This is a genomic window from Coprococcus hominis (ex Arizal et al. 2022) (genome assembly GCF_040094675.1).
In the GTDB taxonomy this organism is placed as follows: domain Bacteria; phylum Bacillota; class Clostridia; order Lachnospirales; family Lachnospiraceae; genus Coprococcus_C; species Coprococcus_C hominis.
The window spans coordinates 279,847-305,851 of record NZ_JBBNHG010000032.1 but is presented as its reverse complement, the minus strand read 5'-3'; the positions used below and the strand labels follow the sequence as shown (position 1 = coordinate 305,851).

Annotated in this window: 27 protein-coding genes and 1 pseudogene; 4 read left to right on the top strand and 24 right to left on the bottom strand. The window is 40.3% G+C overall.

The window, feature by feature from the left end:
- Positions 1-228: 228 nt before the first annotated feature.
- The 7 genes and pseudogenes from AAAT93_RS09605 to AAAT93_RS09575 all read right to left on the bottom strand — a co-directional run bounded on the left by AAAT93_RS09605 (position 229) and on the right by AAAT93_RS09575 (position 6,609).
- Positions 229-1,170, bottom strand: coding sequence for a DUF1848 domain-containing protein (locus tag AAAT93_RS09605; RefSeq protein ID WP_227573163.1), 942 nt, complete (start codon positions 1,168-1,170; stop codon positions 229-231).
- Positions 1,171-2,067, bottom strand: a complete 897-nt coding sequence (locus AAAT93_RS09600) for a hypothetical protein (protein ID WP_021985962.1) — start codon at positions 2,065-2,067, stop codon at positions 1,171-1,173.
- An 844-nt stretch (positions 2,068-2,911) separates the two neighbouring features.
- Entirely contained in the window at positions 2,912-4,081 is a 1,170-nt protein-coding gene (locus AAAT93_RS09595) for a hypothetical protein (protein WP_227573162.1), read from the bottom strand.
- A gap of 17 nt (positions 4,082-4,098) precedes the next feature.
- Entirely contained in the window at positions 4,099-4,794 is a 696-nt protein-coding gene (locus AAAT93_RS09590) for an ATP-binding cassette domain-containing protein (RefSeq protein ID WP_040466134.1), read from the bottom strand.
- The gene (locus tag AAAT93_RS09585) at positions 4,791-5,636 is read right to left on the bottom strand and encodes a MerR family transcriptional regulator (RefSeq protein WP_118136259.1); all 846 of its coding nucleotides are present in this window, start codon (positions 5,634-5,636) and stop codon (positions 4,791-4,793) included. The genes AAAT93_RS09590 and AAAT93_RS09585 overlap by 4 nt, the downstream gene beginning before the upstream one ends.
- 93 nt (positions 5,637-5,729) lie before the next feature.
- Positions 5,730-5,873: pseudogene (locus AAAT93_RS09580) on the bottom strand (TnpV protein); the annotation flags it as partial.
- A 22-nt stretch (positions 5,874-5,895) separates the two neighbouring features.
- Positions 5,896-6,609, bottom strand: a complete 714-nt coding sequence (locus AAAT93_RS09575; RefSeq protein ID WP_003864626.1) for a helix-turn-helix domain-containing protein — start codon at positions 6,607-6,609, stop codon at positions 5,896-5,898.
- Between the two features lie 216 nt (positions 6,610-6,825).
- Here AAAT93_RS09575 and AAAT93_RS09570 point away from each other — a divergent pair, with 216 nt between their 5' ends.
- Positions 6,826-7,506 carry an ABC transporter ATP-binding protein gene (locus AAAT93_RS09570; RefSeq protein ID WP_040466133.1) on the top strand — a complete coding sequence of 227 codons (681 nt, stop codon included), beginning with the start codon at positions 6,826-6,828 and terminating at the stop codon, positions 7,504-7,506.
- A 24-nt stretch (positions 7,507-7,530) separates the two neighbouring features.
- Positions 7,531-8,379, top strand: coding sequence for an ABC transporter permease (locus AAAT93_RS09565; protein ID WP_003864628.1), 849 nt, complete (start codon positions 7,531-7,533; stop codon positions 8,377-8,379).
- Positions 8,380-8,585: 206 nt separating this feature from the next.
- On the opposite strand, the gene AAAT93_RS09560 is transcribed toward AAAT93_RS09565, so the two are convergent.
- From AAAT93_RS09560 to AAAT93_RS09525, 8 genes are all read right to left on the bottom strand, one after another.
- Positions 8,586-8,963, bottom strand: a complete 378-nt coding sequence (locus tag AAAT93_RS09560; protein WP_129794817.1) for a TnpV protein — start codon at positions 8,961-8,963, stop codon at positions 8,586-8,588.
- 17 nt (positions 8,964-8,980) lie between these two features.
- Positions 8,981-10,411, bottom strand: coding sequence for a MobA/MobL family protein (locus AAAT93_RS09555; protein WP_118587866.1), 1,431 nt, complete (start codon positions 10,409-10,411; stop codon positions 8,981-8,983).
- A gap of 303 nt (positions 10,412-10,714) precedes the next feature.
- Positions 10,715-10,942: a DUF5348 domain-containing protein gene (locus AAAT93_RS09550; RefSeq protein WP_064786715.1), complete on the bottom strand. Its 228-nt coding sequence runs from the start codon at positions 10,940-10,942 to the stop codon at positions 10,715-10,717.
- An 83-nt stretch (positions 10,943-11,025) separates the two neighbouring features.
- On the bottom strand, positions 11,026-11,259 hold the full coding sequence (locus AAAT93_RS09545; protein WP_173018017.1) for a complexin-2: 234 nt from the start codon (positions 11,257-11,259) through the stop codon (positions 11,026-11,028).
- Positions 11,260-11,365: 106 nt separating this feature from the next.
- On the bottom strand, positions 11,366-12,508 hold the full coding sequence (locus AAAT93_RS09540) for a helicase RepA family protein (RefSeq protein WP_129794801.1): 1,143 nt from the start codon (positions 12,506-12,508) through the stop codon (positions 11,366-11,368).
- On the bottom strand, positions 12,498-12,833 hold the full coding sequence (locus tag AAAT93_RS09535; RefSeq protein ID WP_154301588.1) for a plasmid mobilization protein: 336 nt from the start codon (positions 12,831-12,833) through the stop codon (positions 12,498-12,500). The genes AAAT93_RS09540 and AAAT93_RS09535 overlap by 11 nt, the downstream gene beginning before the upstream one ends.
- Positions 12,823-13,914 (bottom strand): site-specific integrase, encoded by a 1,092-nt coding sequence (locus AAAT93_RS09530; protein WP_117739262.1) that lies wholly within the window; start codon positions 13,912-13,914, stop codon positions 12,823-12,825. Before AAAT93_RS09530 ends, AAAT93_RS09535 begins: the two co-directional genes overlap by 11 nt.
- Positions 13,914-14,102 carry a LysR family transcriptional regulator gene (locus tag AAAT93_RS09525; protein ID WP_227573161.1) on the bottom strand — a complete coding sequence of 63 codons (189 nt, stop codon included), beginning with the start codon at positions 14,100-14,102 and terminating at the stop codon, positions 13,914-13,916. Before AAAT93_RS09525 ends, AAAT93_RS09530 begins: the two co-directional genes overlap by 1 nt.
- A 334-nt stretch (positions 14,103-14,436) precedes the next feature.
- On the opposite strand from AAAT93_RS09525, the gene AAAT93_RS09520 reads away from it, so the two are divergent.
- The gene (locus AAAT93_RS09520) at positions 14,437-14,973 is read left to right on the top strand and encodes a helix-turn-helix domain-containing protein (protein ID WP_015540712.1); all 537 of its coding nucleotides are present in this window, start codon (positions 14,437-14,439) and stop codon (positions 14,971-14,973) included.
- A 225-nt stretch (positions 14,974-15,198) separates the two neighbouring features.
- Here the strand turns inward: AAAT93_RS09520 and guaA are convergent, their stop codons facing one another.
- The 9 genes from guaA to AAAT93_RS09475 all read right to left on the bottom strand — a co-directional run bounded on the left by guaA (position 15,199) and on the right by AAAT93_RS09475 (position 25,048).
- Positions 15,199-16,740: a glutamine-hydrolyzing GMP synthase gene (gene guaA, locus AAAT93_RS09515; RefSeq protein WP_021985961.1), complete on the bottom strand. Its 1,542-nt coding sequence runs from the start codon at positions 16,738-16,740 to the stop codon at positions 15,199-15,201.
- A gap of 91 nt (positions 16,741-16,831) precedes the next feature.
- Positions 16,832-18,085 (bottom strand): S41 family peptidase, encoded by a 1,254-nt coding sequence (locus tag AAAT93_RS09510; protein WP_227573160.1) that lies wholly within the window; start codon positions 18,083-18,085, stop codon positions 16,832-16,834.
- Positions 18,086-18,134: 49 nt separating this feature from the next.
- Positions 18,135-19,340: a murein hydrolase activator EnvC family protein gene (locus tag AAAT93_RS09505; RefSeq protein WP_227573159.1), complete on the bottom strand. Its 1,206-nt coding sequence runs from the start codon at positions 19,338-19,340 to the stop codon at positions 18,135-18,137.
- A gap of 11 nt (positions 19,341-19,351) precedes the next feature.
- The gene (gene ftsX, locus AAAT93_RS09500) at positions 19,352-20,260 is read right to left on the bottom strand and encodes a permease-like cell division protein FtsX (protein WP_021985958.1); all 909 of its coding nucleotides are present in this window, start codon (positions 20,258-20,260) and stop codon (positions 19,352-19,354) included.
- Positions 20,250-20,939, bottom strand: coding sequence for a cell division ATP-binding protein FtsE (ftsE, locus tag AAAT93_RS09495; RefSeq protein ID WP_021985957.1), 690 nt, complete (start codon positions 20,937-20,939; stop codon positions 20,250-20,252). Before ftsE ends, ftsX begins: the two co-directional genes overlap by 11 nt.
- A gap of 27 nt (positions 20,940-20,966) precedes the next feature.
- Positions 20,967-22,055 (bottom strand): PucR family transcriptional regulator, encoded by a 1,089-nt coding sequence (locus tag AAAT93_RS09490; protein WP_021985956.1) that lies wholly within the window; start codon positions 22,053-22,055, stop codon positions 20,967-20,969.
- A 231-nt stretch (positions 22,056-22,286) separates the two neighbouring features.
- Positions 22,287-23,399, bottom strand: a complete 1,113-nt coding sequence (locus AAAT93_RS09485) for an ABC transporter ATP-binding protein (RefSeq protein WP_021985955.1) — start codon at positions 23,397-23,399, stop codon at positions 22,287-22,289.
- A 188-nt stretch (positions 23,400-23,587) separates the two neighbouring features.
- Complete coding sequence (locus AAAT93_RS09480; protein ID WP_021985954.1) at positions 23,588-24,418, bottom strand: YitT family protein; 831 nt, start codon at positions 24,416-24,418, stop codon at positions 23,588-23,590.
- A 75-nt stretch (positions 24,419-24,493) separates the two neighbouring features.
- Positions 24,494-25,048 carry a LytR C-terminal domain-containing protein gene (locus AAAT93_RS09475; RefSeq protein WP_227573158.1) on the bottom strand — a complete coding sequence of 185 codons (555 nt, stop codon included), beginning with the start codon at positions 25,046-25,048 and terminating at the stop codon, positions 24,494-24,496.
- 213 nt (positions 25,049-25,261) lie between these two features.
- On the opposite strand from AAAT93_RS09475, the gene ymfI reads away from it, so the two are divergent.
- Positions 25,262-25,990 (top strand): elongation factor P 5-aminopentanone reductase, encoded by a 729-nt coding sequence (gene ymfI, locus AAAT93_RS09470; RefSeq protein WP_227573157.1) that lies wholly within the window; start codon positions 25,262-25,264, stop codon positions 25,988-25,990.
- The last annotated feature ends 15 nt before the right edge of the window (positions 25,991-26,005 follow it).

Below are 26,005 nucleotides of genomic sequence, written 5' to 3'. Positions count from 1 at the left end.
CGTTTACAAAATGAGATTTTCATTTACAAAGAGGGACTCTTGCGTTACAAACGGGACTCTCATTCTACATTTCACCGGAGAGATTTATCTGGCTGTTTCTTGGTACACATTTGTGTGTTTTATTCTTCATATTCATCTTATTTTGCATTTTTGTGTACCTCTCCTAAAATTTTTAGAGCCAAAATGGAGCCAAATATACTCTTAAAAATATACGTTATAACAATGAACTCACATATCAAAAATACTTAGCTGTGTTTCTTTTAATGACTCAACTTTTCTAATCGTTATTTTGTCATCTTCTTGAACTTGCCCACATAGAAGAGGTGACGAAGGATCATATTGGGCAGCGTTTGTTTCTACACTTTTTGAACTATAATTTGCATAGCAATATGCACATCCATTTTTGCATGTATTATAAGTACCTATTTCAACGCTTTCAACACATCCACATTCTTTACGCTGATTTTTATCTTTGCCAACATTGAGTTTACATCCGATAATTTTTTCAATTAATTCTCTATCTATGCAACAATTATGAATTATACCACATTCATCCAAATCTATTTTTTCTGCACAACTTCCAATCTTAATATTATTATCCGCAGCTATCTTACTTAATTTCTCAGCAAATTCTCGCAGTTCATCATCATTTAATTCATGACTTGACAATCCATCCAAATTTTTTTTATTTTTAGGATATATATCAACAAAACTAATCACGCATTTTTCCGTATATCCACTTAAAGCCTCAGCAATACTTTTAAATGCCTTTAAATGATATTCTTTCGTATATCTATCAGAAAAGAATATAGGATCATATCTCCAAATCACTTTTTGCTTGCCTATTTTTTCAGATAGTTCTTGAAATACTGGAATCATTTTTGTTTTTTTATTTGGCAAATTAACCTCAACATCATTTGCGTATCCAGTTAATGTGAATTGAAAATAATAATTATACTCTTTTATCTCGTCTAACCTCTTTATCATTGGCAAAGGGTTCTTTGTCCAAAACACTATGCAATCTACAACATCTGGAGTAATTTTTATTTCACTTATCTGATGAGCATTCATAGGATTACGAACATATAAAAATCCCTCTTTTATTCTATTATAGAACCATTCCGAATAATAATTAGGGATATCCGTTCTTCTACTTACACTTAATATCATCTAATCCTCCCTTTCAAACATAATTACCTGATATCTAATATGTCCTACTCTTAAAATTGGCCATCTTCTTAAATATTTCCGACAATCAGATTGACAATTCATTTCTTGAATCTTATAATTTGCACACTCCATGTTCAAATTTGTTACAAACTGCAGTGCATCTGATGGATACTGAAAATCATTATCAAATGATGCAATCCCATCATTACAATCAAAATATATATATCGATCATATGGCCATTTAGTATAAAAACCGTTTTTACTTATTGCTTCAATTAAGCATTTTGTTTTTTGGATATCTCTGTCCATACTTCTATCATCTTCTCTAAGAGATATACAAACAAAGAATTTATTTTTTTGTATTTTCTTTGATGAAAAGCTATTTGCCATAGCATTCAGTTCACCATCAGAGAACTCACTAATTGACTTTGGGAAAAAATACACATTGGAAATAAATTGACTGTTATGTGCGAAAACATCAGCTGCATTTCCAATTAAATAATGCACTTCGTCATTTTGTCTTTTGGGAATTTTGTAGCTCCAGTCAATTTTATCTATTCCAACATATCTTATACTACAATCTATTTTACGCTTCATTTCTAATGCATGTACCAATGACCAATAGTCTATCATCGAACCACAACCTACTGATGTTACCGAAATACCATTAACACCATCCATCTGAGATAATACATCCAAATACATTCTACTATATTCAAACGCATAAGCAAACGCATATCTTAATAAGTATAACTGTTGAATATTTATATCTTCATAATCAGGAAGTGCTCCAGCCTCAAAATTTAATTCTTTAAACTTGCATAAACATACATCATTATCAACATATCTTTGCAGATCTTCATATACCGTTTGTAAGTATTTTGTTATTTCAATCATAAAAATCCCTCCTTAAACCCCATATTATGCATTTTTTATCCTATTATTTATATTTGTGAATATTATACAACACTTATCTCAAGGAATCCATTTATATCTACTATTACGCCTAAAAAAACATCTTTTCCACTATAACCCAGTTATATTTCTTCTTGAAATGTCACTGCACAATCATCCCGAACATTCCTTTAGCCAAAATCATCCTCAATATCACAATATGTCTGTACCTTCCCCAAGCAAAGTCTTTGACACATACCCTATCAGCTTGTTATCCAACAGCTTATACAGTTCCGCCAGCGACTACTCAGTTGTCGTCAAGTACTTTCATTAAAAAATACAACATCCAACTGATCAGACCCGAGAGCAGTCATGCCCCTCAGCTTACCTCCTACGCTACCGCTTACTCCCCCCCTCAGCTCGATTCCGCTTCGCTCCATCTCGCTGTATGTTGTCGCCAAGTACTTCCATTAAGAAATACAGCACCATCCAGCTGATCAGCCGGATGGCTACACACAAGAAAAGGATGAACCATTTCATGCAAGCATGATGGCTCATCCTTTCTTGTGTGACATCTGCTTCGCAGATGCTGTATTTACTTATGTCGTGTTTGGCTTGTTATCACTCAAACTCGACAATCACTAATCAATTTTGTTTAGAGATTATTTGTTGCCGTGTTCGCTTTTCTTTTAATTATTTGATTTATCCATATTATCCTGCCTATACAGGCTAATGTTATCATTTTGTTATCGGCATTGATAACACACGCCCTGTAACTGTGGATAATAGCAATATGTTCCGACTCAAATTATAAGCGGTTTTGCTTAGAAAATCAATAATCTTATTGTTAAAAAAACATCTGCCATACTCTCATAGATAACAATGACAAAATATAAAACGGAAGTAGATATAGTAACCTTTGCAGTCGGTTCTTTGCTGTATATATTATAATACTCTGAATCGGTATCCATATCCAAAGGATAATACTAAATAATTCAATTTTATACGCTATCCAATAACAGAGCATTGGGAGTAACAACAAGAACATTCCAATAACTGACTTGCATTGTAATTTTTCTTTTAAAGAATATCTGAGCGGAAATCCTTTTTTAACTAAACGTAATTCATTTTGCACATTATAGCTGACAACATTCTGTCCTAATATCAATATAGAAAACAATAATACATACTCAATATATTTTCCGTCTATCTGCGATAATAACATTGTGATTAAAACAATCGCAAAATACTGATACATAATCTGTTTCTTTCTTCTGACAATACTAACCACCTCATAAACCATCAAAAAACGATAGCGGCTGCCATAATATTTCTTCATCAGTCCTTTCATTTCTTTCTGATTATTTTGGAAGAACACTTCATCCTGCGTTTGCAAAACTGTATCATATTCTCTATTCAAAAAACCATATAACATCTGATTATATTGTTGAAAGAACGGGATAATTGCTTGATAGCTAAAATAAGGATATAAAATAAAATATAATCCGTAAATGATCAATAATATACTGGTAACAAATACACTTCCATAAAAAAAACAAATCATTACTACTGCCAACATACATATATTCATAATATCCCGATATTTATATTGTGTTGATAAAACCGTATGCATATTGACGATTGGGTTACAAAGCATAGCCACAATAAACTGTCTTAAGACCATTCCCTCCATTGGAAAAGCCCAAAATAAAATCAACGCAACACACAACGTCAGTACCATGCTTTTTCCTATCTTCTTCACTCTCCCAATATATGTTTTTTCTATTTTCCAAATATAAGTTTCAGGAGAAATACGCATTCTTGGTATTGTTCCAAACAAATTCATAAACAAGAAACAGAGAATACCATATGGTATAAAAACAGCAATATCCATTCCATAGTTTTTCTGAATCATAGATTGCAATATAAGAATACATGGCACAATAGCAATCAGTATAAGATAAGCACCTATATTTCGTTTGACCATTCTAACTGCAAATTTGAATCTCTGTTTCAAAAGCAACTGATACATACTTACTCCCCTTCAGATAAAATTTTTGCTATTTCCTCTCTGTCAACTTCCTCCATATTGATTTCTCTAATTTGTCCGTTATGTAACAAAAGACACTTGTCACAAACATTTTGTAAACACTCTATATCATGGCTTGAAATAATGTAAATTCCTTTTTCTTTCTTGTGAAACTCCACTATTACATTTTCTAAAAGTTTCATTTGGACAGGATCAAGTCCTGAAAATGGTTCATCAAAAATAGTGATTTTTTCTTCTTGTATCATTGCACAAGCATTATTTAACCGTTGCATTGTACCTTTTGAAAGTTCTAACGGAGAATAGTTCTCATACTTTTTTAATCCCAACCCATCTAAAATCCTCTCGATTTTATCAAATGCCTCTTGTTTTTTTATCTTTCTGCTTGAAGCAATCAAAAGAAGATTTTCATATATCGTCAACTCATTAAAAAAACTTGGTTGATCCATTGCATAGGCAACCGGCATATCAAGATAATCAACCTTATTCATCTTTTTTCTGTCGATAGAGATTACTCCTGTATAATTTTTTTCATAATTCGAAAGTATATTTAAAAGAGTAGTCTTTCCAGCTCCATTTCTTCCAACAAGTCCATAAATACAAGCATTTTCAAATGTATAGTTTAAGTCCGAAAAAACAACCGTTTCACCATATTTTTTACTTAAATTTGAAATCTGAATCATAAAATTTCTTTTCCTCTCAAATCCATTTTCGTCAACCCAACGACTAACAATCCAATAAAAACTACTGTGTCCACAAATAACAGTACAACAATATTTTTTACCACTCCGAAAGTAAAAAGTATGGAGAAAATTTCTACCGACAACACAATAAAACACATATAATTTGTCAAATACTCTGTTATAATATCACCATAATAATTGTTCATCTGTAATTTGGCATAAATAAAAGGTTTTAATAAATAACGGATTATGATACAGCTAACGGGACAAATAAAAATCCAGTTTTTATTCACCAAAGATGTTGCCACACCTTTACTCCATTGTACCGGAATCTCTACCGGCAACTTAGAATAAGACAACGCCCCAATAATCAAGCATAATACGGTAATCGTTATCCAAGTAAGCATACTTCCCCATATATACAAAAAGCTGACTGAATCCAATTTGAAAACAGTTTGATTATCTTTCCAATAATCCTGCAACTCTGTTACATATTGTTCTACCTGTAATTTTTCATAACTAATACTTTCTTCATCCAGCATTTTTTCGCACATGAGTTTTGCCTTATTCAAATCAGTAATCTGACTTTTTAATACTTCATTCTGCTTCTCAAGCGTTTCCTGCAAAGTTACTTTCCCAGATATAATACTTCGTATATCCTCAATAGAAATTCCCAATGTACGCAGATATGCTATCTTCTTTATATTTTCCACATCATTTTCAGAATAATCTCTATAACCATTACTTTCATTTCTTGAAGGCTCAACGAGTTTTTCCTTTTCATAAAAACGGACATTAGAACGGGATAAACCTGTTCGTTCTTCTACATCTTTTATTGTCATGTTATGCACTCCTTTCAAGCAACTCTATTTTATCTTAAGAATAAGCTATAAACAAGGTTTACAGTCAAGCATTTATCCAAAATCTCTTTTCTTTTAGTTATAAATCAATTCGGCGTTCACAACCTCTCTTGCACACGCCTGTATATTGTTCATTCTCGATACCCATTCCATCTGATTTTCTGCCTTTAACTGTTCTGTAATGCCCTGCTCCTGTTTCATCTGCTCTATAATCCTTTCCTTATTTATATTCGCCATCTTACTAACGCCGATATACATTTTTATGAATTTCCAATAACTGCTTTAACACATCCTCTATCATCTCATTATTTTCGGTATAAAAAATGTTCTCTTTCTCGTTCAAAGTATTTTCCATGATCTCGATATTGCTATCTTTATCAAAGCAACCTTTTATACTTCTAAAATGATTAAATTCAATAGCAAAATCCTCTCCATCATAAATAGAAATACTAATCTCTATATCTTCAATCATAAAATCGGCATAACTGTTTTTTACATGAAAGTCCTTCTTTAAGAACGGGAGTTTTTGGTTTGGCAGTCGATACCGAACATTGTCTTTTTCTAATTCGTAAAGTTCTCCTTTTACGAATCCTAATTTCTCTGCATTCATTTCAAATGCTTGATTCATATTTCTTTCTGTAATTTTCCAGTTAATAAATACAATTGCAAATATAAGCAAACCAGCCAACAGACACATGCCCACTAATCGAATTGCCTTTTTATATTTATTGTAAAAATCTATTTTCTCAACAAACTCTTTATCCTCGTTTAATAGCTTATCCAAAGAAACATGATAGGTGTTACAGATATCAATCAACATTTGAAGATCTGGCAGACTTCTTCCATTTTCCCAACTGGAAACTGTCTGTCTTGAAACACCAAATTTTGCTCCATATTCTCCTTGAGTCATGTTTGCTTCAGTCCGAGTTTTTTTTATCATCTCTGCAACTGTCATTTCAGCTCACCTTTCCATTGTATAATAATGCGCTGTCTCAAGTATGCCATAATCGTGTATTTTACACAAGATATTATCGTTTTACATGCATGTAAAGTAACCTTATCCTTCTAAAATCCAACTGTAAAAGGCTATTTGCTTTATTTTTTTCTTCCAACAACCTATACTTTCATTAACAACAGCAATTGCCGTACAGATTTAGAAAGGATGAATTTTATGAATGATATTATTAGAACCCAAAACCTTTGTAAACATTACAAAGAAACAATCGCTTTAGATAATGTTTCCCTTCATATTCCTCGAGGTGCTATCTATGGATTGATTGGAAATAATGGTGCAGGCAAGACAACTTTAATGAGAATACTTTCTAATTTGCAAAGTCCATCCTCAGGAACAGTTGTTAAATCTGAAAATATTAAAATCGGTGCCATTATTGAAACACCTGCATTATATCCTACCTTAAGTGCAAAAGGAAATTTGAAGTATCAGCTTAAAATTTGTGGATGTCCATCAAAGGAAGTAAAGTCGAAGATTGCTGAACTATTAGAACTGGTACATCTGAAAGATACTCGAAAACTGGTAATGAATTATTCATTAGGTATGCGTCAGCGTCTGGCTTTAGCAATGGCACTTGTAGGAAATCCGCAATTCCTCATTTTAGACGAGCCTCTTAACGGACTTGATCCTGAAGGCATAAAAGATGTCAGAGCTATCATCGCAAAGTTAAATGAAGAGTATGGTGTTACCATTATGATTTCAAGTCATATCTTAAGCGAACTTCAAAAAGTGGCAAACCACTATGGTTTCCTCAAAAATGGTGTTTTAATTCAAGAATTCTCTTCATCAGAAATAGCCGATACCGATTTAGAAACTTTTTACTTCAAAAATTTTTTATAGAAAAGCAGAAAGGAGACTTAAACTATGAATAAACTTTTATCTATGGAACTAAAGCGTGCTGCAAAATCTCCAATTCTATGGCTTGGAGTAATCGCAGTAATTGCCATCAATGTTTATGGAATCTTATTAAATGGATATGGTTTCAAAATCTTTACAACAACATTTTTATTGGAAAATTCTGACCTGATATGTATCATTTTGGCAGTGTTGATTCCGTTATACTTAGGGAGTGACTTTGAAAACAGAACAATCAACAACAAGATATCCGCAGGATATACACGAAAAGAGATTTATATTGTCGAACTAATCGTCAGTAGCATATGTGCTACAGTTCTCTTTGTTGCTGATATATTATCTGTTTTCACAAGCTCAAATATTGCTGGATTAGAATTTAGTGATAAAGTCAATGTAACTGAATTTGCATTTCATGCTGCGATTGCTTTTGTGTGCATCATCACAGTATCTGCTTTGTACACTATGATTGTAATGATTTCACATAAGCAACTTATCAGTCTTGGAATTGCAGTTATTCTAACCTTAGCATTGTTGACATTAGGTGGAAAGTCAGTTTCCAGCTTAAATCAATCAAGCACTTGGACTGATCCTATCACTCATGAAATTGTGGAAAACCCTCTACGAATAGATAGTTTTGCCCGTACAGCAAATAACATTCATGTTTTAGTATCACCGTTTGCGCAGGCTGAATTTCACAGTTATCTGCTATTTGAATCAGAATTCGGCACAAAGGAAGAAACTTCTCTTATTTTCAAAGACTTTCCTTACCACATAGAATTTTGCCTGTTCAATATTCTGGAAATTCTTCTGTTTTACAAGATTGGGATTCGTATTTTTAGAAAGCAGGACTTGAAATAGTAACTTTAATAGTCTTTGTCCCCTGCATTATAAATATGCTTAATACAGATTTTATTAAGAAGGTAAAAACAGTCGCAATATACGCCTGCTTTTACCTTCTGATATTAAATTCATGAATTTATGATTTATAATTATATACATCAGCCGCCTACATTGTAAAGCAAAAAGCAAGCCATTTTAGACTTGCTTTCCGCCACTCTTATTCCTTATTGATAAATGATTTCTTTATCTACAATCTCCCTCGCACACGCCTGTATATTATTCATCCTGCCTACCCACTCCCACGCATTGTCTGCCTTTAACCGTTCTGTAATTCCTTGTGCCTGTTTCATCTGCTCTACAATTCTTTCAAAGCGTTCCTGTGCCTGTTCCTCTATATCTGCCAGATAACTGTTCAGTCTGCCGCTCATCATCAGATCCAGATATACATTCCTGCGGTATTCTTTCAAATACTGCAAATGTCTTTGTCCCCATACTCCAACAAATCTCGGTTCTTCTTCCTCCGGCAAAGTAAGGTTGGGGATAAAGTAATCCCCACATCTTACATAAGTGCCGCCCATTTCTTCAAAAATTGTTTTCTTCATTTTCTGTTCCACCTTTCTCATCGTCCTCTGTCCATTGATTTCTTCTTTGCTGTCTGTTTTGGCTGTTGCCTGCTTTCCTGCTGATAGCGGTGCAATTTTTCCCGTATGCTTGCCTTTTTCGACGGTTCTGATAGCTTCTCTTTTTTCGGTTCTGTCTGATTTTTCCATGCTCGCAGCTCCTCATTATATTCCCTGACCAGTTTTTCCGATTTCTGATATGTCTTTGCAAAGGACTGAACATCTGGATATCCTGCCTGTTTTACAGTCTGCTCCATATCCGTGTGGATACGTTTTTCCTGTTTCTCTGACTGTTCAATTTTGCCCTCTAAAGATTTCCGTGCTTTCCCTTTAAAAAATCCAGTTGTCTCGGAAAGCTGTTTCTTCAATGAGGAAATCTCCTGCTGTGTGGATTTCATTGCCTGTGACTGCTTCTGAAGTTTCTCCATCAGCTTCCGCATATCATTCCATTCCTGTAAATCAATCTTCGGTACTGGCTTCGGCGGCAGCTTAAACTTGAAAATCATTTCCTGTAAGAAGTCTTTTGCACCACGGATAATCTGCTGAAACATATCTGGCAACCAACCATGTGTCCGTATAGATTGCAATGTTTTGTCTGTGATTTTCTCACGCTTAATTGTCAAAATATCTTCTTCGGGAACACCCTCAACCAATGCTACATCTACCGTCCGATTCCATTCCTGCCTTGCCACATTGTCCGCCCGTATCTCTGCTTCTTTCGGGTTGTTCTTCCCAATTTTCTTTGTTGCCAGATACACGCCGCCCTGCTGAAATACAGACAGTTTTTCGGATTCTTCTTTCACATGGCTGTTAATGATTTCCGTAAACATCTCCTTAACTTCTCTGGTAAACGCATCGCTCTTAAACCACTCATCTTTCTTTGTAAAAATATGGCTTTCATAAACCTCCCCTTTGGGAATAATGCTGCATCCTGCCCGAAGATTTCCCTGCTCATCTAAAATCTCTTTCTTCGTGCGTCTGTGCTTGCCCTGCTCATCATAAAACATATTTCTGGTAGCAATTTTCACTTCGGGATGTTCTAACATTTTCCGTTCGCTGAATACGAGATGAATATGGTAATTGGTCATTTTTTTGTTATGATGAAGTGCTGCACTGCATTCCACACCATACCCTTTATGAAAGCTGTCTGTAAAAAGCCTTACCACATCATCTGCCTTGTACTCAACAAAACTTTCAGGAAGTGCAATAATAAACTCCCGCCCTTCAATACATTTCCCTGTTGTTCCGCTTGCTTTAAAATCCAACTGATTCTCTCTGGCAAGATTCTTCCAGAACTCTGGTGTTGCTCCCTCTGTCTGATAGGTCGCATAAAGATGTTCCTGTCTTTTCGGATTGGAAATATAATCAATTCTTCCTGCCACATCAGACAGCTTGTTTTGTCTGATAAATGAATGTCTGCCTATAAGCATTCTCCTTTCCGGCTCTCGCCTGCTTTGCTGTGAGTAGGTGCATAGGCACCTGTTTACGAACTAACTGCCGTTTCCGGCACAAATAGCTCCCGGCAGGGCGAAATACCCTGAGTACAAATCTCTGATTTGTGCGATGGGTGTATTTCGCTCTCAAACGCCGAGGGCTTTATAAGGTGCTACCTTTCTCTACCACGTTTCGGCTTTTGCTTTTCATCTTGGGCGTATCCGCCCTTTTTATTTGCCCGTATCCGGGCTTATTTTTTATCCCTGACAGCAAACCGATTCTTTACTTTTCTATCTGATTTATTTCGGTATTCTTGCCCGTACATACTCCAGATCGCCGCAATAAGGTGTTCCCACCAGATACCATTCCATTGCAGGATTCATCTCCATTCTTGTCCGTACCCACTGGTCATCCACTAAAACTTCCATACACTCTCCGCAGTGAAATCCCGTATCAATCCATAAGTCCATTGACAATAATCCATATCTGCCATTTTCACAGTTATAACCTAATCTTCCTTCTCTCATTGCATGGTTCTCCTTTCCAGATTTCTCCGTGTCTACTGTCCACAGGGGCGTGCCACGCTCCTGTTCTTATCATCAAGGAAGAATTACCATCGAAAACTCTCCGGCACTCCTCGTCTGTCCAGATACTCTTTTCTCGCCCGTTCCCGTTCTTCCTCTGTCGGGGCAGTCTTGAATTTTCCATACAGGTCACGCATGACCATCCTGTCTAATTTCTTCTCTAACCCCTGCTTAATTTCTTTTTCGCAGCTCTCATCTTCAACTAAGTGAAAGCGGAGCAACTGCATAAATAATTCCTGTGATATTTGCACATTTCCCATCTTATCCATCCTTTCCGTGACAGTACGTGACGGTATGTGACAGTCGTGACGGTTATTTTGATACCGCCCCTGCTGTCAAAAATACCGTCACAACCGTCACGTACTGTCACGCATTCTCTGTATTGTCTTTCCAAAATCTTAGTTTCCGTCCCTCATGGACACGCTCACTCCGAAATAGAATCCCATGTTCTGTATACAACCGTCCTGCAAGAACGTTCAGTTTTCTTGTGATAACGTGCGGTTGAATGTCCATATTTATCAAAGCGACAAGTGCTGTTGGCGAACCTTCCCAATAAGGATTGTCCTTCATAACAAGCTCTGCAATCTCATCCAGTAACGGCTCTGGCGGTTCTTTCCACAATTCCGTTTCTGCCTTTTGCAAATCCCACAACAAGGTTTCTGTATTGCGGATCAGATACAACTTCTGGTCTTGCTGATCTCTGCCTGATACTTCCAGTGTTGCGGCATTACCTGTCCGCTTTTCTTTCTGAAGAAGAAACGCCCCGTCTGCCGCCCCAAGCAATCCGCTTGTCCCGGAAATCATGTCAAACTTGTCATCCGCATTCTGCTTTCTTGTATGGTGTACGAGCAACAGACAAAGCCCATGAGCATCTGCAAAACTTTTCAGTCTTGCCATGATCTGATAGTCATTTGCGTAACTGTAATTATCGCCGCCAACCTCACGCACTTTCTGAAGCGTATCAATGATAATCAGCTTCGTGTCCCTATGCTCTGCCACAAATCTTGCAAACTGTTCATCCAGTCCATTTCCAAGCTGACTGGCAGAAACAGAGAAGTAAAGATTATCGGTGCTTTCTGTTCCAAACATCCGGTACAGACGCTCCTGCAAACGGCGGTAATCATCCTCAAGTGCCAGATACAGCACCGTTCCTTTTCGGGTGGGATAATTCCAAAGCGGTGTGCCTGTGCTGACATGGTAGGCAAGCTGTGCCATCAGAAAGCTCTTTCCCAGTTTGGGCGAACCTGCAAAGATATAAGTGCCGGGGTAGAGCAGACCGTCAATCAACGGCTGCTTACTCCGATACTGTGTGTCAAACAGTTCATTCATGGAAATAGTCTGGAGATAGGACGGGTCTGATTGCAACTGCATTTCCCTTTGCAATTCCTCAAAACTCTTGATATTTCCACCATTCTCGGATATACTACTTATAGTGTTTTTAGAAATCGGCTGCTCCGTATCTGCGCCAACAGATACATCCGGGGCAGTCTTTTCTTTTTTATTTTCCATCCGTATCCTCTCCTTTCAGACCGCCCAGAATAACAGTGATCAGTTCAATGACATTCAGCAGTTCTTCATCCACACCGTTTCCTGCTTCAATCCGCTTTAATTCTGTGAGGACAGTGGCAAGTTCCGTTTTAAGTGCCTTGAATACTCTCGGATTGCCCTGTACCACTACATCCTGATTCAGACAACGGCGGTAACAGTATTCCTGCTTTGGCAGTCCCGATAAGGCAACTGCCTTGTTAATGAGTTCATTTTCTTCGGGCGATACCCGAAACCCTACTGTGATGTTTCTCCAACGGTTTTTGTTATCTCTGTTCTTAGCTGACATTTTCAATCTCTCCTTTCCCTAAATCGTCTAATCTATCTGCCATTTCCGTTTGCTTTGACGGGAACAGATGAGCGTACTGGTAAGTGATGTCAATGCTTTCATGCCCTACACGGTCTGCAATCGCCACCGCTGAAAATCCCATATCAATCAACAGGCTGATGTGGCTGTGCCGTAAATCATGGATACGGATTCGTTTTACGCCTGCGGCTTTCGCACCTCTGTCCATCTCGTGATGAAGATAACTTTTTGTGACTGTAAAGATTCGGTCTTTCTTCTTCAATCCGTAAAGCATCTGCAAATATTCCTGCATTTCTTCACATAGGAACTTCGGCATTTTGATGATGCGGTTACTTTTCTTTGTTTTCGGTGTGGTAATCACATCTTCGCCGTGTAATCGCTGATAGGACTTATTGATTCTGACCGTTTCTTTCTCAAAATCGAAATCAGCGGCGGTCAGTGCCAGCAGTTCTCCTTCACGGATGCCGCACCAGTAGAGCATTTCAAAAGCGTAAAAGGAAACAGGCTTGTCCATCATCTCAAATGAGAATTTTTTGTATTCTTCTTTCGTCCAGAACAGCATTTCCTTGTGTTCCTCACTTCCCATATTTCCCGCTTTAGCGGCTGGATTGGAACGCAGCTCATAATACCGCACCGCATGATTGAAGATAGCGGACAACTGATTGTGCAGCGTTTTCAGATAGGTCTGTGAGTATGGCTTTTTCTTTTCGTCCCGATAGGCAAGCATCTCATTCTGCCATGCGATAACCTCTTTTGTAGAAATCTCGCTGATTTTCAACTTGCCGAAATAAGGTAAAATCTTTGTGCGGATGATATGCTCCTTTGTCAGCCATGTATTCTCCTTCAGACGGCTTTTCATATCCCGGATATACAGTTCGGTAAAAGCTTCAAAACTCATATCCATATCAGAGGAGTTCTGCAACTGAAACATTCGCTCCCATTCCTGTGCTTCTTTCTTGGTAGAAAATCCACGCTTGCATTTCTGCTTACGCTCGCCTTTCCAGTTGACATATCTCGCCATCACATACCATGTTCCATTGCTCTCGTTTTTGAATACCGGCATTATTCATCCTCCTTTCCTGCTCCGTAGAGCCTTTCATAGAAATACTGGCGGTTTACCCGTCCTGAAATAGTAATAAAGCCTTTTTCTTTCAGTTCCTCATTCAACTGACGGATTAGCTTGTAAGCATACGGCTTTGATACGCTTAGTACCTGTGCCACTTCTTCGGCACAAATAAATCTGTTTTTCATATAATCAGTCCTTTCTTTCGTTTTTGATTGCCGTTCTATCCGAATGAAGTTCCAGCAGGTATTCCCTGTTCGGCACTGTGCTGTCCCGATATACCGTAATAGATCAGGCGCTCGCTTGCCGTCTGGCAAGGTCTTGGCGGTTTATACTGTTCGGACGGTCATTTTGTTTTTATTAAACTTATTTGCTTAATTCAAGCTTATTATACTAAGCATATTTGCTTGTGTCAAGTGGCTTTTCGGAAAATATTAAACTTTTTTGTTTTGTATTATCTTGACTTCTCCTAAACATATCTGCTATACTCATTGTAAAATACATACAAGGAGTGGACACGTTATGGCGATTGGAGAGAGAATCCATTTTTTCCGCATTCTGCGTGGGATGACACAAAAATATCTTGGTACGATTGTCGGCTTTCCTGAGCGAAGTGCCGATGTACGTTTAGCACAATATGAAACAGGAACAAGAAAACCGAAAGCGGAACTTACTGCTGCACTGGCACAGGCTCTGGATGTTTCCCCTCATGCCCTTGATGTGCCGGACATTGACAGCTATATCGGACTGATGCACACTTTGTTTACCCTTGAAGATTTGTACGGTCTGACTGTCAGTGAATCAGAAGACGGAGAAATCTGTCTGAAAGTCGATACTTCCAAAGGCAAAGACGCTCACGAACTCCGGAAATTGCTGTATGCCTGGAAAGAACAGGCTGACAAGCTATCTTCTGAAGAAATCAGTAAAGACAAATACGATGAGTGGCGTTACCACTACCCGGAGTTTGATACCACTCAAACATGGGCAAAAGTCCCATCACAGGCACTTAGCGACACTCTGGTCGAAATGTTCCAAGACAAACTCAAACCAGATAAATAAATACGACAAAAAAGCCCTTAGCCATGAGTTTTTACCCACAGCTAAGGGCTTTCTAAATAATATGGATTTATTAGTTGCACAACCACCTGTCAATCATTCTCTAACCTTAAAACCACCGGATTATAAGAATAATGGCTCTCATGCAACTGTTATCAATTTGTTATCAAAAGACTTTTAAAAGTGCTGCAAACCCGCATAAACGCCGGTTTTACTAAGCATTTTTGTTTATTCAAACTCAATCGTTCCAGGCGGTTTACTCGTCAGATCATACATTACACGGTTTACGCCCTTTACTTCATTTATAATTCGTGTCATAACTTTCTGCAATACTTCAAATGGGATCTCGGAGCAATCAGCAGTCATGAAGTCGCTGGTGTTGACTGCACGAAGTGCGATTGCGTAGTCATAGGTACGCTCGTCGCCCATAACACCGACACTACGCATATTGGTCAATGCTGCGAAATACTGTCCGAGGTTCTTGGCAAGTCCTGCCTTGGCGATTTCCTCGCGATAGATGTAATCTGCATCCTGCACAATACGAACCTTGTCTGCGGTTACTTCCCCGATGATACGGATGCCAAGTCCCGGTCCTGGGAATGGCTGACGGTATACGAGGTATTCTGGAATACCAAGTTCCAATCCGGCTTTTCTTACTTCATCCTTGAAAAGCAGGCGGAGTGGTTCGATGATTTCCTTGAAATCAACATGATCTGGAAGTCCACCTACGTTATGGTGACTCTTGATGACTGCAGACTTTCCAAGCCCAGACTCGATCACGTCTGGGTAAATCGTTCCCTGTACTAAGAAGTCAACCGCGCCGATCTTCTTTGCCTCTTCCTCGAATACGCGGATAAATTCTTCGCCGATAATCTTACGTTTTGCTTCTGGCTCGGTAACACCGGCTAATTTCTTATAATAACGCTCCTGTGCATTGACACGGATAAAGTTCAGCTCGTATGGGCCATCCGGGCCAAATACTGCCTCGACCTCATCGCCCTCGTTCTTACGAAGTAAGCCGTGATCAACGAATACACAGGTAAGCTGCTTTCCTACTGCTTTTGAGAGAAGAACGGCTGCTACGGAGGAATCGACACCACCGGACAGGGCACATAATACCTTTCCGTCTCCAACCTTCTCACGGATCTCGCGAATCGTCGTCTCTACGAATGAATCCATCTTCCAGTCGCCGGAGCATCCACATACGTTATAAACGAAGTTTGACAGCATCTTCTGTCCTTCTTCAGTATGCATAACCTCTGGATGGAACTGTGTCGCATACAGCTTGCGCTCCGGGCACTCCATCGCTGCAACTGGGCAAACTGGTGTCTTTGCAACAATCTTAAATCCCTCTGGTGCCTTTGAAATATAATCTGTGTGACTCATCCAGCAGATTGTCTGTGGCTTTACGCCCTGGAAGATAGCACTGCTGTTATCTACATCCACTTCGGTTCTGCCATACTCACTGACTGGCGCAGTTTCCACGGTACCTCCAAGCATATATGCCATCAACTGCGAGCCATAACAGATTCCGAGAATCGGAATTCCCAAATCAAATATTTCCTTCTGATAGCGTGGTGACTCCTCGCCATACACACTATTTGGACCACCCGTGAAAATGATTCCCTTTGGATTCATTTCCTTGATCTTGTCGAGCGACAAGGTGTACGGATGTACCTCTGCATACACATTACATTCACGGACACGACGTGCAATCAACTGGTTGTACTGACCACCAAAATCAAGCACGATAATCATTTCCTTATTCATGTGCGTCTCCCTTCTTCTCTTAATTTATTGTTATATTCTATAAGAAAATAAGCAAGAGTCCTATCTTTCGATAAAACCCCTGCTTATTATACTAATTATTTAGCATCTCTGCAATAACTTCCTGCGCTTTTTGTAACTGCGTATCATCTGCGCGGTCAATATTGACTGCAGATGCCTTTCCATCCGGAAGTTCGACCTCATAATCCGGTGTAATACCCTTCTTGTGGATATCATTTCCGTTCGGTGTAAAATACTTTGCAATCGTAAGCTTTACTGCCGTTCCATCGGAAAGCGGAATGACTGACTGGACGATACCTTTACCGAATGTCGTTGTCCCAACCAGCTTCGCCTTGCCAGAATCCTGCATGGCGCCGGAGAAAATCTCAGATGCACTCGCACTATTTCCATTTACCAGTACTACTAATGGGATATCGACGCTATGTTTTCCACTGTCCTTGTACTCGCCAATCACATTTCCATCACGATCCTTTGTAGAGACGATCACGCCATCATCCATAATGTAATCGCACATATCAACAACAGCTGTCAGAAGTCCGCCTGGATTATCGCGCAAATCAATAATCGCTGCTTTTGCACCATTTGCCTGCACCTCATCGATAGCATCTTCAAATTCCTGTGCTGTATTGTCGTTGAACTGTGTAACTGCAATATAACCAACCTGATCATCCAGCATCTCGCTTTCTACCGTGTAATTCTCCACAGTACGACGCTCTACATCAAACTCCAGATAATCGGATTCGCCCTGACGGTAAATCTTCAGATGTGCCTTCGTTCCTTCTTCGCCACGGATCATATCTACTACCACAGAAAGCTCCTGATCGGTAATCTCCGTGTCATCTACCTGAACTAAAATATCGCCTGCCTTCAGTCCAGCCTGCTCAGCCGGGCTGTTCTTGATCGGACGTACGATTTCGACACGCATATCGGAATTCATCGTCACAACTGCACCGATACCTACATATTCACCCGAAGTATCTTCCTGCAGTTCTGCATACTCTTCCTTTGTATAATAGACAGAGTACGGATCATCCAGACCATCCATGATTCCGTCATACAACGCTTCTTCCTGCTTATCACGGTCAACATCGAAATAATAATACTTGTCAATCAGGGAATTGATCTCATCGACCTTCTTTGCAACTGAACTGTCCTGCCACAGATCCGATGCAACTACTGGTTCTGACGTATCTGCCTGTGTTGCATCCGAATCCGTCTGTACATCAATGGATTCCCGTGTATTCTTCTTTGACTCTGTCTGATTTCCACAACCGATACATGCAACAGATAACGCGGTTGCCAACGCCAAAGCCCATAGTTTTTTCATGTTCTTTTTCACGTCTACTTTTACTCTCCTTTAACCTTGCGCTTTCATCTTATTGTAAATACGGCCATGGATCAACATAGCTTCCATTGATTCTTAATCCAAGATGACAATGTGGACCTGTCGAATTTCCGGTACTTCCAGCAAGCGCAATGACCTGTCCACGCGATACCGTCTGTCCCACGCTGACACACAAGCTTGAATTATGCATATATGTAGTTGACATAGACGAACTGTGTGCAACCGTTACATAATTACCCATCGAGCTTGAGTAAGACGCCGCAATTACCGTTCCAGCCTCGCATGCTACAATCGGTGTTCCTGTCGGACATCCAATATCCAATCCCTGATGATATCTCGAACCAATACCTCCAGGACTCTCTCTCGGTCCAAATCTGGAAGTAACCGTTCCTCCAGTTGATACTGGCCACTGCAGGCTTCCACCTGTATATGTGATATTTACATCTGTCGGTGCCGTTGTTGTGCTTCCTGCAGCTGCTGCCGCGGCCGCTGCGGCTGCCTGCTGCTGTCTATATGCTTCCTCTGCGGCTGCGATTGCCTGATTGGTTGCCTCGATATCCTGCTCCAGCTCTGCAATCGTTGCCTCGTAATCACCGATGGATGATTCGTAGTTTGCTACCTGTACCTGCTTACCCTCGATCATAACCTCGACAGCAGCCTTGTTGTCTTCCACTTCCAGTTTGATATCCTCAACATCCTTCAGATCTTTTTCCAGACCGGCCTTTGTATCTGCGATCGTCTGTCGTGTCTCTACCAGATCATCAAACATATTCTTATCGTAAGAATAAATCTGATCTGCATATTCTGCCTGATTTACGATATCCGAGATATCGGAGGTTGAGAAAAGTACATCCAGATACGATGGATTACCATTTTCGTATGAGTATTTGATTCGCTCTTTCATCGCCTCATACTGTTCCTGCTCTTTCTCCTGTGCAGCCGTAAGCTCAGTCTGCTTCGTCTCAATATCTGCTTCGAGCTGAGTCTGCTGCGCCTCCAGATCCGTAATTTCATTTGTATATTCCGTTACCTGCGCATCCAGTTCTGCAATCGCATCCAGAATCGAATTCTGTTCTTTCTCCAACTGGGCGAGAACGGCTTCTGCTTCTTCCTTCTTGCTTTCCTTCTGATCTTTCTGATCCTTCAGATCCGAAATACTCGTCGCATTTACCGTCATACTCATGCTTCCAGCCACGGCAAATGCAATGATTGTTCTCACAAGCTTTTTACACTTCATATGCTTCCCTCCTAGACTTTCAAATGTTTCCGTGTTGTCAATAAACTACCAATCAAACCAAGTCCGATACCAATACCCGCAGATAATGGAATCAGAACTGCAAATATCTCCTTTGCCGGTACAAATGCAAATAAGCTCTGTACAACGGAGAACCGGCCGATGATGTACTGAACCACTGTATCATACATATAGTAGATCAAGATCAATGGAATCAATGATCCCACAAGTCCGATCACAACACCCTCTACAATGAATGGCGCACGTACGAAGAAGTTTGTCGCACCAATCAGCTTCATAATACCAATTTCTTCCTTACGCACAGTAATACCGATTGTAATCGTATTACTGATCAGGAAGATCGATACGAGCAACAGGATCACAATAATTCCGATGGATGCATAGCTGACAACGCTGTTCAGTGCTGCCACACCGTCTGCAGTTACCTCGGAGCTAAGTACCTTACGTACACCGGTCAATCCCTTTAAGTACTGTACAAATTCTGCCTGATTTGACAGATCCTTCAATGTGATCTTATATGATGCACTGTTCTTCAATGGGTTGTCCCCCTGGAATGCATCAATCGCTGCCTGCGGATCATCAAACTTCTCTTCTGCATACTGCTTCCATGCCTCATCTGCGGAAATGAAATCCAGCGTATTGACCTCATCACGCAGTCGAATCTGCTGACCGATCATCGTGATATTCTCATCTGTTACACCTTCATCAAAGAATACAGAGATCGTAACTGTATTCTCCAGATCCGTCATTGCTGTACGGAAATTCACGATCACACAATAAAATAAACCAAATAAGAACAGACAGGAAACAATTGTTCCGATTGATGCCAATGAGAACAAAAGGTTTCGTTTAATATTTTTAATACCCTGTCTGATACTATACATGAATGAACTAATCCTCATCGATATACCCACCTTTTTGCTCATCGCTGATTATTTCGCCATGCTTCAACGTGATTACACGTTTCTTCATCATATTGACGATCTCTTTGTTATGCGTTACAACGACAACCGTTGTTCCTTTCTTGTTGACATCCTCCAGAAGGCGCATAATCTCCCATGAATTTTTCGGGTCCAAGTTACCAGTCGGCTCATCCGCAAGCAGGATCTCTGGCTTATTTACCAGTGCTCTCGCAAGTGCAACTCTCTGCTGCTCACCACCGGACAACTGCTTTGGAAATGACTTATATTTATCCGCAAGTCCAACCAATGTCAACATCGCTGGTACCTGCCGGCGAATGTAGCGGCTTGGCGTCTCAATGACACGCTGCGCAAATGCAACATTCTCATATACCGTACGATCCTTGAGCAACCGGAAGTTCTGGAATACAACACCGATCTTACGACGGATCTTCGGAATATTTTTTCTCTTTAATTTACTGTAATCTGTGTCTGCAACCTTGATCTTTCCAGAGGTTGGATCTAACTCCTTTAACAACAGCTTAATCAGCGTCGTCTTACCAGATCCGGAAGAACCTACGATAAACACAAACTCGCCTTTTTCTATCTTCAAACTTACATCGTTCAAGGCATACGTCTTACTCGCCGGATACCTCATCTTCACGTGACTCAGTTCTAACATCTTATTATCTCCTTTTGAGCGTATCTTTTAATACTCTAACGATTCCATGTACTTCATATATTTCACAACCATAAGGGCAATCTTGAAGGTAATGGCATCCTCGAATACCCGGAGATCAAGTCCGGTACTCTTCTGAAGCTTATCCAGACGGTAAACCAAAGTATTACGGTGAATGTAAAGCTGACGGGATGTCTCAGATACATTCAGGCTGTTCTCGAAGAACTTGTTGATTGTTGTCAATGTCTCCTCGTCGAACTCGTCTGGTGATTTACCATCAAAAATCTCCTTGATAAACATCTTGCAAAGTGGAAGTGGCAACTGATAGATCAATCGACCGATTCCAAGATTGCTGTATGCGATAATCTTTCTGTCGCTGTAAAAGATCTTCCCTACGTCCAGTGCAAGCTTTGCTTCCTTATAAGAACGGGACACTTCTTTGATTTCGTTGACGATTGTACCGTATGCAACATTGACCGATGACATGGCTTCTGTATTCAGCATATCCACAATTACTTTTGCCGTCTTGCGCATGTCCTCGTAAGTCTCACTTGGCTTTATTTCCTTGACAAGAATAATATTCTTCTCGTCAACTGCCGTAATGAAATCCTTTGTCTTGCTGGAGAACAAGGTTCTGACTGTCTCCAATGCATTGGTATCCTTCTCCGTCTTTGTCTCGATAATAAACACGATACGTTTTACATCTGTCTCAATGTGCAGCTTCTTCGCACGGTTGTAAATATCCACCAAAAGCAGGTTGTCAAGCAACAGGTTCTTGATAAAGTTGTCCTTATCAAAACGCTCCTTATATGCCACCAGAAGATTCTGAATCTGGAAAGTTGCCATCTTTCCGATCATATAGACATCCTCGGCATCCCCTTTTGCCAGTATGACATATTCCAGTTCATTCTCATCATACACCTTAAAAAACTGGAAGCCACGAATCACCTGACTGTCCGCTGCTGATTCAGAGAATTTCACAACCTCATCCTCATACTCTTCCATTCCGCGCATAGTTGTCGCAAGTATCTTACCTTCGGTATCCATCACACAGAGTTCTACACGTGTAATTGACTTAATTCCAGTAACCGTATCCTGCAGTATCTGATTCGAAATCATTCGTCCACCCCTATTCTTTGTTGTGAATTTTTAAAAATTCTGTAACAAAATTGTAACATTTATATATTCTTCTGTCAATGTCAAATACTTTCCAATTATTCGACATTGCCTATACTCATACAAAGTACATTCTACACGAAAAATGCAAAAAAAAAAAGAGGAAACGCATAATTTTTATGCATTTCCTCTGAAAAATCACACTTTGTTCAAATTTTAGAACCAAGCACCTGACTAGTTGATGATGATCTCCTCTGTCTCCTTATCGAAGATGTGGATCTTGCTCAGGTCAAATGCGAACTGAACTGTATCACCAGGTCTTGCTGTTGTACGTGCATTTACTCTTGCTGTGATATCGAACTGATCGATTGTGAAGTACAGATATACTTCAGCACCAAGCATTTCGTAAATATTGATTCTTGCATCGATAACACTCTCAGGTGAAGACTCGATGAAGAGCTGCTCATCATGAATATCCTCTGGACGGATACCAAGAACAACTTCCTTATCAAGGAAATCACCGCTGATAAGCTTCTGAGCCTTAGCATCAGGAACCTTGATTGAGTGAGAACCGAACATAAGTAATACGTCTGCTCCAGACTTAACAACCTTACAATCGATGAAGTTCATAGGTGGCATACCCATGAATCCAGCTACGAACAGGTTGCATGGCTTGTCATACAGATTCTGAGGTGTATCAACCTGCTGGATGATACCATCCTTCATAACTACGATTCTTGTACCAAGAGTCATAGCCTCTGTCTGGTCATGTGTTACGTAAATGATAGTTGTCTGCAGTCTCTGGTGAAGCTTAGAGATCTCAACACGCATCTGAACACGAAGCTTAGCATCCAAGTTTGAAAGAGGCTCGTCCATAAGGAATACCTTAGGCTCACGAACGATTGCACGTCCCATAGCCACACGCTGTCTCTGACCACCTGACAAAGCCTTTGGCTTTCTGTCAAGCAGATGCTCGATATCAAGAATCTTAGCAGCCTCATGTACCTGCTTATCAATCTTCTCCTTTGGTACCTTTCTAAGCTTCAGACCGAATGCCATGTTATCATAAACTGACATATGTGGGTACAAAGCGTAGTTCTGGAATACCATCGCAATATCTCTGTCCTTAGGCTCTACATCGTTGACCATCTTGTCACCGATCCAAAGCTCACCGGAACTGATATCCTCAAGACCTGCGATCATACGAAGTGTTGTTGACTTACCACATCCTGAAGGTCCAACGAAGATGATGAACTCTTTATCTTCAATATCCAAGTTGAAGTCCTTTACAGCGTTGAAGCCATTTGGATAAATTTTATAAACATTCTTAAGTTGTAAACTAGCCATTTTGATTTTTCCTCCTTAGATTTTAGCTATAATCATCTGACTCATGATGTTTGTATGATACACCAAATGACCCGAAGTTGCCATATTACTATTCAACAAATAAGGCTGAAAAATATTGTGTAATTTGTATATGAAAAATTTTTTCATGATTTTTTTGTGGATTTTTCACAAACTTTACCGAATTCTGACTAGCTATATTTTGTGAAACCTTCACCATAAGCCTCCCGAATATCCCCCACAAAACAGATTGCCCGGTCATCCAGCTCATAAATTTTCCGCTTGACATTTACCATTTCTTTTGAACTAAGTGCACAGAGCAGCATCTGCTTCGGGCAGCCGGTATATCCACCCTGTGCCGGAACCCGCGTAACGCCCCGTCCCAGTTGTCCGGTAATGTATTCCGCAAGTGCTTTTTCTTCATTCGAAATAATATACATAAGTTTTGCATGGTTTGGTCCCTCCAGCACCAGATCAGAGACCTTTGTCATGACAAACAGGACAATCAGTGCATAAATTCCATTGCGAAGCCCAAACACGCCGATTCCGAACAGAATAATGATGCCATCCACGATTGCCATCAGCTTTGGAACGGATACATGCGGAATACGCCGATTGATGATCTGTGCTGTCATATCCGCACCGCCCGAGGACGCATTTTGCAGGAAGATCAAACCAAGTCCGCCACCCATGATCACGCCGCCACACAGCCCATCTACCAGTACATCACCTGTCAGAAGCGGCAGTGGACGGATCAATCCGAGAAACACAGACAGACACACCGTCGCATAGACTGTCCGGTAAAATATCAGCTTCCCAAGTACCTTATATCCTATGATAAACAACGGAATATTGACCGCCGCATTAACCAGCCACAGTGGGATATGAAACAAATGCTCCAGTAAGATTGCCAGTCCGGTCACACCTCCAGTTACCAGTTCCAGCGGATTAAAATAGACAACGACCGAGAAAGCCATCAAAAATGCCCCCACAGTCATCAGACCATACCTCTTTGCAATCATCACACAAACCTCCATACGAAAAAAGACTCCATACTAACCTCTAGTATGGAGTCCGCCATTGATTTTTATTCGCTTTTAATGATTGCTGTCAGATGCACCGATAATGATCACGACATCGTAACCGTCTGTGGATTCTGTCACATTGCTTGTCACAGTTCCAACTTCATAGCTGGCATTTGCAAAATACTGTACCAGTTCTTTGCCCACGCCATCTTCTCTTGCTACAATCTTTGTATCAGCGAGTGCTTCTGTGTAATCCGATGCATTTGTGTTTGCATATCCATTTGCATTTAATGTATCACACCATCGTCCTGCAAGTCCAGCAATATCGGTACTGTTCAGCACCAGGATCTTCCTATCCGTTGCACTGACTGTCTCAGCCTCCTGTGCAGCTTCGGTTGTCTCAGCCTCTGTGGATGGTGTGATCTGAAGATCATCCACCTGAGAATCCGTCAATGCATTCTCATCGAGGGTTGTCGCAGGCGTATCCTTCGCTGTGTTCCCCTTTAATGCCTGCATTACAAAAAATGCACCAAATGCCACAATGGCAAGTCCTAATATAATAACTGCCGCGCGAAGCAACATCGAAAAGAACAATCCTGCCGCCGTCTGCTGTTTTCTTCCACTCATAATTTTCTCCTATCTACGTCATACGTTGTTTCCATCTTTTTCTATTCGTATCTACCGTCGCTCATTCTAGTCTTTTTTTCAATACATTTTCCAAGTATAGCAAATGTTGTTGTTTTTTTCAACCGTTTATAGCATAATCATAGTATGGATTTTTTGTGAAGAACTTGCATCCTGATCATATATGCTACAACCAAACAAGGAGGTTCCAATCCTATGAAAACAGCACTTATTACCGGTGCTTCCCGCGGAATCGGCGAAGCCACCGCCTATCAGTTAACAAAAGAATACGACTGTGTTGCCATTATGAGCCGGAATACCGACGGAAAATTAAATACCGTTGCGAATCAGATTCACACCACAACCAATTGCGAATGCATTCCATTTACCGGGGATGTATCCGACTTTGCATTTGTCGAAGAATGTGTCCGGTCACTTGCTGCATCCGGACATCCTGTCGATACACTCGTCAACAACGCAGGCATCTCGCTCGTCGGGCTTTTTCAGGACATGACACCGGAGGAATTCGACCGCATCCTGCGCATCAATGTGACATCCGTCTACAACACCTGCCACGCTGTCATCCCAGATATGGTCCGCAACCAGCGGGGACGCATCCTGAATATCTCTTCCGTCTGGGGACTCGTCGGTGCCTCCTGTGAAGTTGCTTATTCAGCGACGAAGGGGGCCATCAACAGCCTGACGATGGCGCTTGCGAAGGAACTAGCCCCAAGTCATATCGCGGTCAATGCAATTGCTTTCGGTGCCGTGGACACGACCATGAACGCTCATCTGTCTGTCGAGGAGAAGAAGACGCTCTGTGAGGAAATCCCGGCAGAAAAAATGGCGGCTCCCGAAGAAGCCGCCGCCTGTATCTCTCATATTTTGGCAATGCCGGATTATATGACCGGCGAAATATTGAAATTCGATGGTGGCTGGATCTAGCCACCATTTTCCTTT

What these genes read in the sequence shown, in the direction of transcription:
- AAAT93_RS09540 (WP_129794801.1), bottom strand. Translation starts at nt 12,508, where the DNA reads ATGGAAAATAAAAAAGAAAAGACTGCCCCGGATGTATCTGTTGGCGCA.
- AAAT93_RS09555 (WP_118587866.1), bottom strand. Translation starts at nt 10,411, where the DNA reads ATGCTTATAGGCAGACATTCATTTATCAGACAAAACAAGCTGTCTGAT.
- guaA (WP_021985961.1), bottom strand. Translation starts at nt 16,740, where the DNA reads ATGAATAAGGAAATGATTATCGTGCTTGATTTTGGTGGTCAGTACAAC.
- AAAT93_RS09535 (WP_154301588.1), bottom strand. Translation starts at nt 12,833, where the DNA reads ATGTCAGCTAAGAACAGAGATAACAAAAACCGTTGGAGAAACATCACA.
- AAAT93_RS09525 (WP_227573161.1), bottom strand. Translation starts at nt 14,102, where the DNA reads ATGAAAAACAGATTTATTTGTGCCGAAGAAGTGGCACAGGTACTAAGC.
- AAAT93_RS09505 (WP_227573159.1), bottom strand. Translation starts at nt 19,340, where the DNA reads ATGAAGTGTAAAAAGCTTGTGAGAACAATCATTGCATTTGCCGTGGCT.
- ftsE (WP_021985957.1), bottom strand. Translation starts at nt 20,939, where the DNA reads ATGTTAGAACTGAGTCACGTGAAGATGAGGTATCCGGCGAGTAAGACG.
- AAAT93_RS09520 (WP_015540712.1), top strand. Translation starts at nt 14,437, where the DNA reads ATGGCGATTGGAGAGAGAATCCATTTTTTCCGCATTCTGCGTGGGATG.
- AAAT93_RS09510 (WP_227573160.1), bottom strand. Translation starts at nt 18,085, where the DNA reads ATGAAAAAACTATGGGCTTTGGCGTTGGCAACCGCGTTATCTGTTGCA.
- AAAT93_RS09550 (WP_064786715.1), bottom strand. Translation starts at nt 10,942, where the DNA reads ATGAGAGAAGGAAGATTAGGTTATAACTGTGAAAATGGCAGATATGGA.
- AAAT93_RS09600 (WP_021985962.1), bottom strand. Translation starts at nt 2,067, where the DNA reads ATGATTGAAATAACAAAATACTTACAAACGGTATATGAAGATCTGCAA.
- AAAT93_RS09485 (WP_021985955.1), bottom strand. Translation starts at nt 23,399, where the DNA reads ATGGCTAGTTTACAACTTAAGAATGTTTATAAAATTTATCCAAATGGC.
- AAAT93_RS09575 (WP_003864626.1), bottom strand. Translation starts at nt 6,609, where the DNA reads ATGACAGTTGCAGAGATGATAAAAAAAACTCGGACTGAAGCAAACATG.
- AAAT93_RS09530 (WP_117739262.1), bottom strand. Translation starts at nt 13,914, where the DNA reads ATGCCGGTATTCAAAAACGAGAGCAATGGAACATGGTATGTGATGGCG.
- AAAT93_RS09585 (WP_118136259.1), bottom strand. Translation starts at nt 5,636, where the DNA reads ATGACAATAAAAGATGTAGAAGAACGAACAGGTTTATCCCGTTCTAAT.
- AAAT93_RS09590 (WP_040466134.1), bottom strand. Translation starts at nt 4,794, where the DNA reads ATGATTCAGATTTCAAATTTAAGTAAAAAATATGGTGAAACGGTTGTT.
- ymfI (WP_227573157.1), top strand. Translation starts at nt 25,262, where the DNA reads ATGAAAACAGCACTTATTACCGGTGCTTCCCGCGGAATCGGCGAAGCC.
- AAAT93_RS09560 (WP_129794817.1), bottom strand. Translation starts at nt 8,963, where the DNA reads ATGAAGAAAACAATTTTTGAAGAAATGGGCGGCACTTATGTAAGATGT.
- AAAT93_RS09570 (WP_040466133.1), top strand. Translation starts at nt 6,826, where the DNA reads ATGAATGATATTATTAGAACCCAAAACCTTTGTAAACATTACAAAGAA.
- AAAT93_RS09605 (WP_227573163.1), bottom strand. Translation starts at nt 1,170, where the DNA reads ATGATATTAAGTGTAAGTAGAAGAACGGATATCCCTAATTATTATTCG.
- AAAT93_RS09490 (WP_021985956.1), bottom strand. Translation starts at nt 22,055, where the DNA reads ATGATTTCGAATCAGATACTGCAGGATACGGTTACTGGAATTAAGTCA.
- AAAT93_RS09480 (WP_021985954.1), bottom strand. Translation starts at nt 24,418, where the DNA reads ATGATTGCAAAGAGGTATGGTCTGATGACTGTGGGGGCATTTTTGATG.
- AAAT93_RS09475 (WP_227573158.1), bottom strand. Translation starts at nt 25,048, where the DNA reads ATGAGTGGAAGAAAACAGCAGACGGCGGCAGGATTGTTCTTTTCGATG.
- ftsX (WP_021985958.1), bottom strand. Translation starts at nt 20,260, where the DNA reads ATGAGGATTAGTTCATTCATGTATAGTATCAGACAGGGTATTAAAAAT.
- AAAT93_RS09545 (WP_173018017.1), bottom strand. Translation starts at nt 11,259, where the DNA reads ATGGGAAATGTGCAAATATCACAGGAATTATTTATGCAGTTGCTCCGC.
- AAAT93_RS09565 (WP_003864628.1), top strand. Translation starts at nt 7,531, where the DNA reads ATGAATAAACTTTTATCTATGGAACTAAAGCGTGCTGCAAAATCTCCA.